The following is a 12,955-nucleotide window of genomic DNA, read 5'->3' on the forward strand; positions in this document are numbered from 1 at the left end:
AGACGTATGGGGCCCGTTGCCGCTGGGGAAAGCGGCAACGGGCCCCATACGTACGTCAGTTGCTCGCCAGGAACTGCTTCGCCAGCTGGTCGCCCAGGGAGACCGCCGCGCTGTGGCTCTCGATGGGGGAGACCGTCGAGTTCTTGAACAGGATGTACGTCACGCCGGAGTCGGCGCCGCCGGTCGCCGGGTCGGGGTCGATGCCGAGGGCCTTGGCCGTGGCGTACGAGGCCTCACCGATGATGTTGGTGGGGCCGGTGTCGCCGACGACCGCGTACTCGACCTTGTTGTTGTAGACGACGGCGACCACGCCGCCGCCCTTGATGCCGTAGCTGGAGTACTTCCAGATGCTGCTGGAGCTGGGCACCACGATGTACGGCAGTGAATCCGCCTTCAGGGGCTGGCCGTTGGACTGGTGGAACGCTGTGTCGTCCTGGTACCAGGGGTCGGCGTTCTCGTTGCAGTTGGAGGTGCGTTGGCCGTCACAGTCGATGTCCATGTCGGCCTTCCAGAACACGGCGCCGTTCTTGCCGCAGACCGGGATGGTGGCCGAAGTCTCGTCGTCCGTGCGGTACTTGCCGTTCGATATCTGCGAGCAGGACGTCACCTTGGAGAGCAGGTCGGCCGCGCTGACCGAGCCCTCCTGAGCCGACTTGGGAGTGGCGCCGGAGGCACTCGCGGGGAGCACTCCGGCGGCGAGCAGGGCGGCACCTGAGGCCGCGGCGAGGGTCAGTGTTCGCATGCGCACTGTGGGGGACCCTTCTGTTAGGAAAGTTTCCTTACCAGGTGCGCAACAAGGTGGACCCATCAGCATGCTCGCGTCAAGACCCTGGTACGAACCAAGTGGGCCGCGGGCGCGAAAGCCGTCGTCACGGAAACGGAAAGACGAAGCGCCCCGGAGCCACAAGGCTCCGGGGCGCTCGCACTGCCTGGGGTTCAGGCCATGTGCCTTGGTTTCAGGCCGCGTTGAACGTCGACGGGTCGGGACCCAGTCGCCGGTCCTCGTTCAGCGCGCTGATGGCCGCGAGGTCCTCGGTGTCCAGGCTGAAGTCGAAGACCTCGATGTTCTCCTTGATCCGCGACGGCGTCACGGACTTGGGGATCACCACGTTGCCCAGCTGGATGTGCCAGCGCAGGACGACCTGGGCCGGGGTGCGGCCGTGCTTCTGGGCGATGGCGACGATCGCCGGGACCTCCAGGAGGCCCTTGCCCGAACCGAGCGGCGACCAGGCCTCGGTCGCGATGCCCTGCTCCGCCTGGTACTCGCGCCCCGCGCGCTGCTGGAACTGCGGGTGCAGCTCGATCTGGTCGACCACCGGGATGACCGAGGTCTGCTCGATCAGCCGGGCCAGGTGGTCGGGTTCGAAGTTGGAGACGCCGATGGCGCGCACGCGGCCGTCCGCGTACAGCTTCTCGAACGCCTTGTAGCTGTCGATGTACTTGTCGCGGGCCGGCGTCGGCCAGTGGATCAGATACAGATCCAGGTACTCCAGGCCGAGCTTCTCCAACGAGACGTCGAAGGCACGCAGCGTGGCGTCGTATCCCTGGTCGCTGTTCCAGAGCTTGGTGGTGACGAAGAGGTCCTCGCGCGGGACGCCGGACGCGGCGATGGCCTTTCCGGTGCCCTCTTCGTTGCCGTAGATCGCGGCTGTGTCGATGCTGCGGTACCCGGCCTCCAGCGCCGTGGCCACCGCCCGCTCCGCCTCGTCGTCCGGCACCTGCCAGACGCCGAAGCCCAGCTGGGGCATCTCGACACCGTTGTTGAGGATGATCGGGGGGACCTTGCTGCTCACGAGCTCTCGATCCTTCAGTCGTCGGGTGGTACTCATATCGTCAACGATCACGGGCCGTGCCGCATTCCTGACCGCGAAATCCGTCCGGACTCACCAGCGAGTCGGCGCCGTCCACTGAAGATTGGCGGGAAATGCATCCGACCTTTTTCGGTCCGGACCATTGACCGCGGACCTTCGTGCCGCAACGCTGAAGCACGCCGTCGGACGCGTCCGTGAACGCGGTACCCCCATGTGAACTTCGGCACCTGTTTGGACTCCGAGACCCCCCAATCCTCAGGAGAGCAGGTATGCATACACGAGCAGACGCTGCCCCGGATCCTGTAGGCAGCGCATCGTATGCAGGAAACATCGGATGAAAAGGTGTGGTGAAGGCCTCGTCGACCACGGGCCCGCACACCGAACGGACCGGCGACGGCGAGCGGGTGCTTCTTCACTCGGACCGACTGATCGGTCGGTCAATAGTGATGACGGCCGGCGCGGTGATCCCGGGCACCGGGCCCGCGCCGGCGAACCCGCACGCTCCACTCGAACCGACCCGACGCCAAAGGGAGGAACATGAGACGCCGACGCCTGCGAACGGCCCTGACCGCGGCAGCCCTCGCCACCGCCACCCTGACCGGAGCGGCCCCGCCGCTCGAAACGGTGGCGGCGGCGAGCCGCCCGGCCGCCGCGCCCGACTGGTCCGTGGCCGTGGTCGACTCCACCACGGCCCGCTACACACCGAGCACCATCGGCGGCTGGTCGTACCCGGTCGGCCTCTACCTCTACGGCCAGTACCTCACCTACAAGCGGACCCACGACGCCCGCTACCTGACCTACATCAAGAGCTACGTCGACCGTTTCGTGAAGAGCGACGGCTCGATCGGCCAGTCCTTCGACAGCCTCGACAGCATGCAGGCCGGCCGCCTCCTGGTGATCCTGTACCACGAGACCGGCCAGGACCGCTACCGCAAGGCCGCCAAGAAGATCCGCGACCGCCTCGACACCTACCCGCGCATGAGCGACGGCGGCTTCTGGCACGCCGACAGCAGCAGCCGCGCCCATCAACTCTGGGCGGACGGCGTCTACATGGTGAACCCGTTCCTCGTCGAGTACGGCAAGGAGTTCGGCGACAGTGCCTACACGAACGACGAGGCGTCCAAGCAGTTGTACGTCTACGGCACTCATCTCCAGGTCGCGAACGGCCTGTTGAAGCACGCCTACGACGAGTCGCGCACCGCGACCTGGGCCGACCCCGGGACCGGACTCGCGCCGGAACACTGGTGCCGCGCGGTCGGCTGGTACGCGATGGCCATCACGAACGTCCTCGACGCACTCCCCGCCGACCATCCGCGACGGCCCCAACTCCTCGGCATCTTCCGCCGGTTGGCGGCCGGACTGGAGAAGTACCAGGACCCGGCGACCGGCCGCTGGTTCCAGGTCATGGACAAGGGTGCCCGCAGCGACGACTGGACCGAGACGTCCTGCTCCAGCATGTTCACCTACGCCCTCTCACGGGGCGCCCAACAGGGCTACCTGGACCGGCACTTCGCCGACGTCGCCCGGCGCGGCTACGCGGGCGTCCTCGCGCAACTCTCGGTCGGCACCGACGGCCGCACCGACCTCACCGACATCTCCATCGGCACGAACGTCGGCGACTACGCGTACTACGTCGCCCGCACCCGGGCCGTGAACGACTTCCACGGACTGGGCGCCTTCCTGATCATGAACGAACAACTGCGAGGTGATTAGTGTCATGAGCACGTCCAGAAGGGTCCTTCTCGGGGCCGCCGTGAGCGGAGCGGCCGGTGCCGCGGTGGGCCTCTCGGCCGCCGCCCCCGCGCACGCCGCCTCCTGGCAGCAGAAGTGGGCGCCGACCGCGACCGGCGACGGCCTCGGCGCCTTCGAGACCGTCGAGGACGACCGCGCCGACTCGCACCCGGCCGGGCACCCGCACATCTACGCCACCGGAGACAACTGGCGCTTCACCATGCATACCGTCGACCGCGACACGTCGACCGACCGGCAGCGCCAGGAGGTCACCGGTCTGCGCACCGGCAGCAGCGGATACCTCAAGTGGACCCAGGGGCAGACCTGGCGGATCACGTACTCGATGTACATCCCCAGCTCCCTGAAGGCGACCACCACCTTCACCCACATCATGCAGATGAAGCAGCCCGGCAACGGCACCTCGCCGATCGTCGTGCAGTCGCTGCGACGCGTGAACGGCGTGCAGACCATCGAGTTGAACCTGCCGATCGCCGGTGTCCTGGTCGGCCGTACCGACCTCGATCCGCTCCACGACCGGTGGACCGACGTCGACTTCCAGATCAAGGTCGGCGACGGCACGGCCGGTTCGGTCCGCTGGATCCTCAAGTCCGGTTCCACGACCGTGATCGACAGGACGAAGACCGGCGTCGACACCTTCCTGGCCGACCGGATGCGCCCCAAGTGGGGCATCTACCGCTCCCTCGGCGACACCTCCGGGTCCCTGCAGGACACCTACCTCCTGCTCACCGATCTCCGCGGCTACCAGCTCGTGTGAGGAGACCGATCCATGAAACCCCCCATGAAATCGCCCCTGTACCACCGCAGTTGGGCGGCGAGCGTGTTCTTCGCGTTCGCCGTCGTTCTCGGCCTCGCCCACCCCTCGGCCCTAGCGGCGGCGCATCCCGCGACGTCCTCGCCTTCCGCACCGCACGCCAGCGTCTACGACGTCCGCGACTACGGCGCCAAGGGCGACGGCTCCGCCAACGACACCCCGGCCGTTAACAAGGCCATCACAGCGGCCAATTCGGCCGGCGGCGGCACGGTCCGCTTCCCCGCCGGCACCTACAAGTCCAAGAACACCATCCACATGAAGAGCAACGTGACGCTCCAAGTGGACTCCGGCGCAACGATCCAGGGCTCGTCGGCGGACACCTACGACGCGGCCGAGACCAACCCGTACGACCAGTACCAGGACTACGGCCACAGCCACTTCCACGACGCGATGATCTACGGCGACCGGCTCACCAACATCGGCTTCGTCGGCGGCGGAGTCATCGACGGACTCGGCAACCTGATCACCGGCAACCCCAAGTCGGGGGAGGCCGACAAGATCCTGTCGCTGACGCGCTGCGACGGGCTCCGCATCGGTGACGGGCTCACCCTGCGCCGGGGCGGCCACTTCGCCGCCCTCGTCAACGGCTGCACGAACGTCATCTCGGACCGTCTGACCATCGACACCGCGAGCGACCGCGACGGCTGGAACATCATCTCCACGACGAACGTCACCGTGACCAACGCCAGCATCAAGGCGAACGACGACGCACTCGTCTTCAAGAGCGACTACGCGCTCGGCGCCAAACTCCCCAACGGCCATGTGCGGGTGAGTGATTCATATCTGTCGGCCAAGTGCTGCAACGCGCTGATGTTCGGCTCCGAGACCTGCGGCGACTTCTCGGACTACCGGTTCGAGAAGATCCGGATCGAGGGCGCCGACAAATCAGGCCTCGGCATGGTCTCCATGGACGGCGCGAAGATCTCCGACGTCCACTACCGCGACATCACCATGACCGGCGTCCACTCACCGATCATGGAGAAGATCGGCACCCGCAAACGCTGCGGCAACAGTCCGGGCGTCGGCTCGATCAGCGACGTCACCTACGACAACATCACGGCCACCGGCAACAGCCCCTCGTTCAGCCCGACTCTGTGGGGCGAGACCGGCCACCGGATCAACGGGATCACGTTCACGAACGTCGACATCACCGTCCCCGGCGGCAACGGCACGATGGCCACCGGCGTGCCGAGCAACGACCCCAAGGACTACAACCCGAAGGCCATCGGCACCCGGCCGGCCTACGGCTGGTACCTCCACAACGCCGACAACGTCCAATTCACCGACAGCTCCGTGAAGTTCGCGGCGAACGACGGACGGCCGGCGGTCGTCGCCAACGCGGCGAGCGGCATCCGATTCACCGGCTTCACCGCCCAGCGCGGCTCCAACTCGCCGTACGACATGGGCTTCCAGGGCGTCGACGGCTACTGCGTGAGCGGCGGCGGCGCGCCACGGGTGTCGGGCACGGGGTCGACGGAGAACTGCGGTACCACTGCCGCCCGGCCCCTCGACCTGGAGAACCCCCGCCAGGACTTCCTCCGTCACTCCGTCGGCGGCCTCTTCCTGCACTGGGGTCTGCGCACCGCGCCCGCCCACACCAGTTGCACCGGCTGGGAGAGCGATGTCACGAACGGCGGCTGGACGCCGGACTACTGGGTGAACGAGGCTCAGAAACTGCATACGCAATACCTCGTACTGGCTACATTCCACAGTCGCCTCGGCTACGCCCGCCCCTGGCCCTCCAAGATCCCCGGCTCCTGCTCCACCAAGCGGGACTTCCTCGGTGAACTGATCACGGCGGCCAAGGCCAAGGGCATGAAGGTCGTCCTCTACATGACCGACGACCCGCAGTGGCACGACGAGGGCGGTCACGAGTGGCTCGACTCGGCGGCTTACTCGGCCTACAAGGGGAAGAACGTCGACCTGACCACCCGGGACGGCTTCGGGCAGTTCAGCTACGACAACTTCTTCGAGGTCATGGACCGTTATCCCGACCTCGGCGGCTTCTGGATCGACAACGACAACGCGTACTGGGAGAGCCACGACCTCTACCAGCAGATCTACCAGAGGCGCCCGAACTACACGCTCAGCAACAACAACGAAGACACGCCGATCATGGACATGATCAGCAATGAGCAGAAGACGGGAATGTCGCCTGCATACGATTACCCGCAGGCTGTATACACCGCACAACCCCGCCTGACGGAAGCCGACTTCAAACTCCCGTCGACCGGCGCCTGGTGGTACGACGGCTCCGACCCGACCGTCGACCGCGCCCTCACCCTCGGCCGTCTCGTCACCAACGCCGGCTCCTCGGTCAAGGCGCTGATGGCCGAGACCGCCCAGGTCAACGGCAGATTCCCGGCGAACCAGGCCGCCTTCAACACCTTCACCGACTCCTACCTCGACCCCATCTGGGAATCCCTGCACGGCACCGAGGGCGGCGGCTACATGTACGGCGGGCTCAAACCCGGCTTCTGGAACGACGGCGCCCACGGCGTGACGACGATCAGCCGGACCGACCCGAACCTCCAGTACGTCCACGTGCTGACCCCGCCCAGCACCAGCACCCTGCGCATCCGCGACAACGGCTACCGCATCGCCTCCGTCACCAACCTCCGTACCGGAGCGGCGATTTCGTGGTCCCAGTCCGGCGGCGTGCTCACGCTCAGCGGTCTCGGCGGCTGGGACCCGTACGACACCGTCTTCAAGGTCACGACCGCCGGCCGCCAGGGCGTCCTGTCCGGCGTCACCGTGAGCGCAAGCGCCTCGGCGAGCGGGCACGCGGGTTCGGCGGCCGGAGACGGGAGTTACCTCACCTACTGGGACAACGACAAGACCCTGCCGGTCAACCTCACCTTCGACCTGGGCAGTTCGAAGAGGGCGCAGTACATCGGCCTCAACCAGCGCGAGGACTCCGTAGCTTACGCCCGCTCCGACACCGAACAGTCGGCGCGCATCAAGGACTACAAGGTGTTCCTGAGCAACGACGGCACGAACTGGGGGAGCGCCGTCAAGACCGGGCAGCTCCCAAGTCGCCGCGGAATCCAGGGGATTGATCTCACCGCGGCCAACGCCCGCTACGTCCGCCTCGAAGTCGACTCCACCTGGGCCGCGTCCACCGACACCACCCGCTACAAGAGGCTGCGGATCGACGAGGCGTGGATCGGCACCTCCTACGCGACCCCCGGGGGATCGTCATGACACACATCGGACCCAGACCGTTCGTGGCCGCGCTCGCCGGGCTGCTGGCCGCCTCCGCGCTTCCCCTTCTGAGCGGCCCGACCTCGGCTGCGGCCTCCGACAACGGCCAGTCCACCCGCCCCGCCATGGGCTGGAGCAGCTGGAGCTACGTCCGCCGTACCCCCACCGAGGCCAAGATCAAGGCCCAGGCCGACGCCCTGGTGTCGAGCGGCCTCAAGAACCATGGCTTCGTGTACGTCAACCTCGACGACTTCTGGCAGAAGTGCGACGCCAACGGCTTCACCGTCGACTCCTACGGCCGCTGGGCCGTCGACACGGCCAAGTTCCCGTCCGGAATCAAGGAGTTGGCCGACTACATCCACTCCAAGGGGCTGAAGTTCGGCTTCTACGTCACCCCGGGCATCGCCAAGAACGCGGTCACCGCGAACACCCCGATCGAGGGCACCTCGTACCACGCGAAGGACATCGCGGACACGACCAGGACCGAGAAGAACTACAACTGCAAGAACATGTACTACATCGACTACGGGAAGCCGGGCGCCCAGGAGTTCGTGAACTCGTGGGCCAAGCAGTTCGCTTCCTGGGGCGTCGACTACCTGAAGATCGACGGCGTGGGCAGCGCCGACATCCCGGACGTCCAGGCCTGGGACAAGGCGCTGCGCGCGAGCGGACGGACCGTCAACTTCGCCCTCTCCAACAACCTTCCGATCGCCGACGCCGCCACCTGGCGTTCGCTGGCGAACAGTTGGCGCACCCAGGGCGACGTCGAGTGCTACTGCGGACCCGGCGCCAACGGCAGCGGCTACCCCCTCACCGACTGGTCCCACGTCTCCGCACGCTTCAACACCGCGGCGTCCTGGCAGCCGTATGCCGGGCCGGGTGGCTGGAACGACCTGGACTCCCTTGAGGTCGGCAACGGCGACCAGGTGGGCCTCACGGCCGACCAGCGGCGCTCGCACTTCACCCTGTGGGCGATGGCCGGCTCCCCGCTGCTGCTCGGCACCGACGTCACCCACCTCGACCCCGTCGACAAGGCGATGCTCACCAACGACCGCCTCATCGGCGTCGATCAGGACGGCGTCGCCGCGAAACGCGTGGTGAACAGCGGCGTGAAGCAGGTCTGGAGCAAACGCGAGAGCGACGGCGCCTACGTGGTCGCCCTGTTCAACACCGGTACGTCCGGCAGCGCGACCGTCTCCGTGAACTGGTCACAGGTCGGCTTCACCGGCTCCGGCGACGTCTCCGACCTCTGGTCCGGCTCCCACAAGGGCACCATCGCGGACTCGTACAGCGCGACGCTACGGCCGGGCGAGACCCGCCTGATCCGTGTGAACCCTGTCGACGGCACCCTGAGGGGGCACTCATGAAACGCGACAGCACACCGGCGCGGGGCACGCGAGGCCTCTCGCCGATCCTCTCCCTCGCCCTCACGCTGGTCCTCGCCGTGCCGCTCGCCGGACTCACCGGCAGCACCGCGCACGCGGCGAGCACCGACTACCAGGCCGAGGACGCCACCGTCGTCCAGGGCACCGTGGCCACCAACCACACCGGGTACACGGGCACCGGCTTCGTCGACTACACCAACGTCACTGGTTCGTATGTGGAGTTCACAGTGAGCGCCACCGCCGCCGCCACCGCGTCGGTCGCCCTGCGTTACGCCAACGGCACCGCCACCGACCGCCCGTTGGACATCTCCGTCAACGGCACGGTCGTCGCGTCCGCCGTCTCCTTCCCGGCCACCGCCGACTGGAACACCTGGGCGACGAAGACCGTGAACGTCCCGCTGACCGCCGGCACCGACAAGATCCGGGCCACCGCGACCACCGCGAACGGCGGCCCCAACCTCGACCGGATCAGCGTCGGGACCGCGTCCGACGGCCAGGCCCCGACCCGTCCCGGCCAGCCGAGTTGCTCGGACATCGGCGAGGACGGCCTCACGCTGACGTGGGGTGCCTCGACCGACAACGTGGGCGTCACGGCGTACGACCTCTACGAGCACGGCAACAAGATCGGTGAGGCGCCCGGGAGTTCGACCAGCAAGGCGCTCACCGGGCTCGCCCCGAACACCACCTACGACCTGACCGTCATCGCCCGGGACGCGGCCGGGAACACCTCGGCGGCGAGCCCGGTCGTCGACTGCACGACGAAACCCAGCTCCGACACCACCCCGCCCACCAAGCCCGGTACTTTGTCCGCGGTCGACAGCACATCGAATACGGTCGACCTCGCCTGGGGCGCGTCCACCGACGACCGATCGGTTGTCGCATACGACATCCGCAGCGGGGACACCGTCTACAAGACGGTCACCACCGGCACCTCGGCCACCCTCACCGGCCTCGCCTGCGACAGCCCGTACTCGCTGAACGTCGTAGCGCGTGACGCGGCAGGCAACCTCTCCGAGCCGAGCAACACAGTCACCTTCACCACGAAGGCCTGCGCCACCGAAGGCGGCGTCCCGTCCTCCATCGCCACGCTCTCCACCGGCTGGACGATCCCGTGGGGCACCTACTGGATGCCCGACGGCCAGAGCGCCCTCGTCACCGAGCGGGACGACTTCCGGGTCTGGAAGACGACCAAGGACGGCACCCGCACCCAGGTGGGCACCGTGCCCAACGCGGTCACCACCAACGGCGAGGGCGGCCTCCTCGGCGTCGCCGTCGACCCGAAGTGGGCCACCAACCACTACGTCTACTTCATGCACACCGCGTCCGAGGGCAACCGCGTCGTCCGCATGACGTACAACGGCACCACCCTCACCGGCTACACGGTCCTCCTCCAGGGCATCAAGAAGAACCGCTACCACAACGGCGGACGCCTCGCCTTCGGACCCGACGGCTACCTCTACGTCTCCACCGGTGAGGCCCAGACACCCGACCTCGCCCAGGACAAGACCTCCCTCAACGGCAAGATCCTGCGCATGACGACGGACGGCAAGCCGGCCCCCGGCAACCCGTTCGGCAACTACGTGTACTCGTACGGCCATCGCAACCCGCAGGGTCTCGCCTTCGACCGCAACGGCCGTCTGTGGGAAGCGGAGTTCGGCAACAGTTCGAAGGACGAACTCAACCTCATCAAGCCGGGCGCCAATTACGGCTGGCCCACCTGTGAAGGGAGTTGCAGCGTCGCCGGGATGACCAACCCCAAGGCCACCTGGAACGTCGACGAAGCCTCGCCCAGCGGTATCGCGATCGTCCGGAACGTCGTCTACATGGCATCCCTGCGCGGCGAACGCCTGTGGCGCGTCCCCATCAACGGTGACAACGAGAGCGTCGGCACCCCGACGGCGTACTACGTCGGAACGTACGGACGCCTGCGCACGGTCACCAAGGTCCCCGGCGCCGACCAGCTGTGGCTGTCGACCACCAACTGCGACAACAACGGCAACCAGCCCGACGGCTCCGACAAGCTCTTGCGTGTGAACATCGGCTAGGGCAGCGGGAGTTCAGGCCCGGTACAGCGCCTCGACCTCGTTGGAGTACGTGTTCTCGATGGCCTTGCGCTTCAGCTTCAGGGACGGGGTCAGCAGACCGTGTTCCTCGGTGAACGGCTGGGCCAGTATCCGGAAGGTGCGGATCGACTCGGCCTGCGAGACCAGGGTGTTGGCGGCTACGACCGCGCGCCGCACCTCGGTCTCCAGGTCGGCGTCCCGCACCAACTGGGCCGGGGACATCTGCGGCTTGCCGCGCATGGTGAGCCAGTGCTCGACGGCCTCGTGGTCGAGGGTGACGAGCGCGGCGATGTAGGGGCGGTCGTTGCCGACGACGATGCACTGCGAGACCAGCGGATGGTCCCGCACCCGCTCCTCAAGAAGCCCGGGCGCGACGCTCTTGCCGCCGGAGGTCACCAGGATCTCCTTCTTGCGCCCGGTGATCGTGAGATAGCCGTCCTCGTCGAGGGAACCCAGGTCACCGGTGGCGAGCCAGCCGTCGTGCAGGGTCTCGTCGGTGGCCTTCTGGTTGTTGAGGTAGCCCTGGAAGACGTTGGGGCCGTTCAGCCAGATCTCGCCGTCGTCCGCGATGTGCACGGTGACACCGGGGATGGCCTGGCCGACCGTGCCGTAGCGGGTGCGGTCGGGCGGGTTGGCGGTCGCGGCGGCCGTCGACTCGGTGAGGCCGTAGCCCTCGTAGATCTGGACGCCCGCGCCCGCGAAGAACAGTCCGAGGCGGCGGTCCATGGCCGACCCGCCGGACATGGCGTTGCGGATCCGGCCGCCCATGGCGGCCCGCACCTTGGAGTAGACGAGTTTGTCGAAGAGCTGGTGCTGCATGCGCAGGCCCGCGGACGGGCCGGGGCCGGTGCCCCAGGCCTTGGCCTCGATCGCGTCCGCGTACTTCACCGCGATCTCGACGGCCTTCTCGAACGGCCCGGCCTTGCCGTCCTTCTCGGCCTTGCGGCGGGCCGCGTTGAAGACCTTCTCGAAGATGTACGGCACGGCGAGGATGAACGTCGGCTTGAACGCGACCAGGTCGGGCAGCAGGGCGGCCGCGTTCAGCTGCGGTTGGTGGCCGAAGCGGACGCCGCCGCGGATCGCCGCGACCTCCACCATCCGCCCGAAGACGTGCGCGAGCGGCAGGAACAGCAGGGTCGCCACCTCCTCGCCCTTCTTCGAGTGGAAGACGGACTCCCAGGTGTCGATGACGGTGTCCGCCTCGTACATGAAGTTGCCGTGCGAGATGACACAGCCCTTGGGCCTGCCCGTGGTCCCCGAGGTGTAGATGATCGTCGCGGTCGAGTCCGGGGTGACGGCCTGGCGGTGCCTGTGCACCACCTCGTCCTCGATGTGCGCGCCGGCGTCGTACAACGCCTGCACGGCGCCCGTGTCGAGCTGCCACAGCTGGTGCAGCGCGGGGAGCCGGTCGATGACGGTGGCGATGGTCATCGCGTGGTCCTCGTGCTCGACCATCGCCGCCGAGACCTGCGCGTCGTGCAGCATCCAGAAGCACTGCTCGGCCGACGACGTCGGGTAGATCGGCACCACCTGGGCGCCGATCGTCCACAGCGCGAAGTCGAACAGCGTCCACTCGTAGCGGGTACGGGACATGATCGCGACCCGGTCGCCGAAGCGGATGCCCTGCGCGAGCAGGCCCTTGGCGAGGGCGAGGACCTCGTCGCGGAACTCGGCGGCGGTCACGTCCCGCCACTCGTCCTGCTCGTCCTTGCGGCCGAGGGAGACGTGGAGGGGGTCTTCCTGGGCACGCTCGAAGACGACGTCGGCCAGACCGCCCACCGGCGGTGCCAACGCCAACGGAGGGTTGTTGTACTCGCGCAAACCCCGCTCCCCGCTCCTGTTGGCACTCCCCTACAGCGCCGTGAAAGCTACCCCACCGGGCGGAAGGGCGGGAGGGGGTGGGAAATCGAGCGGTGTTCACGTCCGCAC

8 protein-coding genes are annotated in these 12,955 nt (G+C 67.5%); 5 read left to right on the forward strand and 3 right to left on the reverse strand.

The window, feature by feature from the left end:
• Positions 1–55: 55 nt before the first annotated feature.
• Both OG496_RS44825 and OG496_RS44830 read right to left on the reverse strand, forming a co-directional pair.
• Positions 56–748 (reverse strand): glycoside hydrolase family 75 protein, encoded by a 693-nt coding sequence (locus OG496_RS44825; protein WP_366493664.1) that lies wholly within the window; start codon positions 746–748, stop codon positions 56–58.
• A 208-nt stretch (positions 749–956) separates the two neighbouring features.
• On the reverse strand, positions 957–1,793 hold the full coding sequence (locus OG496_RS44830; protein ID WP_405974936.1) for an aldo/keto reductase: 837 nt from the start codon (positions 1,791–1,793) through the stop codon (positions 957–959).
• Positions 1,794–2,348: 555 nt separating this feature from the next.
• Between OG496_RS44830 and OG496_RS44835 the strand changes: the two genes are divergently transcribed.
• Genes OG496_RS44835 through OG496_RS44855 form a run of 5 tightly spaced genes read left to right on the forward strand, consistent with a single transcriptional unit; the run spans position 2,349 to position 11,008 of the window.
• The gene (locus tag OG496_RS44835) at positions 2,349–3,524 is read left to right on the forward strand and encodes a glycoside hydrolase family 105 protein (RefSeq protein WP_405974937.1); all 1,176 of its coding nucleotides are present in this window, start codon (positions 2,349–2,351) and stop codon (positions 3,522–3,524) included.
• Positions 3,525–3,528: 4 nt separating this feature from the next.
• Positions 3,529–4,317 (forward strand): Tat pathway signal sequence domain protein, encoded by a 789-nt coding sequence (locus OG496_RS44840; RefSeq protein WP_405974938.1) that lies wholly within the window; start codon positions 3,529–3,531, stop codon positions 4,315–4,317.
• Between the two features lie 12 nt (positions 4,318–4,329).
• Positions 4,330–7,578, forward strand: a complete 3,249-nt coding sequence (locus tag OG496_RS44845) for a glycosyl hydrolase family 28 protein (RefSeq protein ID WP_405974939.1) — start codon at positions 4,330–4,332, stop codon at positions 7,576–7,578.
• Positions 7,575–8,945, forward strand: a complete 1,371-nt coding sequence (locus OG496_RS44850; RefSeq protein WP_405974940.1) for a glycoside hydrolase family 27 protein — start codon at positions 7,575–7,577, stop codon at positions 8,943–8,945. Before OG496_RS44845 ends, OG496_RS44850 begins: the two co-directional genes overlap by 4 nt.
• Positions 8,942–11,008 (forward strand): PQQ-dependent sugar dehydrogenase, encoded by a 2,067-nt coding sequence (locus tag OG496_RS44855; RefSeq protein WP_405974941.1) that lies wholly within the window; start codon positions 8,942–8,944, stop codon positions 11,006–11,008. The genes OG496_RS44850 and OG496_RS44855 overlap by 4 nt, the downstream gene beginning before the upstream one ends.
• A gap of 12 nt (positions 11,009–11,020) precedes the next feature.
• Here OG496_RS44855 and OG496_RS44860 read toward each other — a convergent pair whose 3' ends face one another.
• Positions 11,021–12,847, reverse strand: a complete 1,827-nt coding sequence (locus OG496_RS44860) for an AMP-dependent synthetase/ligase (RefSeq protein ID WP_366493656.1) — start codon at positions 12,845–12,847, stop codon at positions 11,021–11,023.
• Between the last annotated feature and the right edge of the window lie 108 nt (positions 12,848–12,955).

Source organism: Streptomyces sp. NBC_00988 (assembly GCF_045162645.1).
Classification (GTDB): domain Bacteria; phylum Actinomycetota; class Actinomycetes; order Streptomycetales; family Streptomycetaceae; genus Streptomyces.

Bases quoted from the DNA above. Each gene is read 5' to 3' on its own strand.
- OG496_RS44840 (WP_405974938.1), top strand. From the start codon at position 3,529: ATGAGCACGTCCAGAAGGGTCCTTCTCGGGGCCGCCGTGAGCGGAGCG.
- OG496_RS44855 (WP_405974941.1), top strand. From the start codon at position 8,942: ATGAAACGCGACAGCACACCGGCGCGGGGCACGCGAGGCCTCTCGCCG.
- OG496_RS44835 (WP_405974937.1), top strand. From the start codon at position 2,349: ATGAGACGCCGACGCCTGCGAACGGCCCTGACCGCGGCAGCCCTCGCC.
- OG496_RS44845 (WP_405974939.1), top strand. From the start codon at position 4,330: ATGAAACCCCCCATGAAATCGCCCCTGTACCACCGCAGTTGGGCGGCG.
- OG496_RS44850 (WP_405974940.1), top strand. From the start codon at position 7,575: ATGACACACATCGGACCCAGACCGTTCGTGGCCGCGCTCGCCGGGCTG.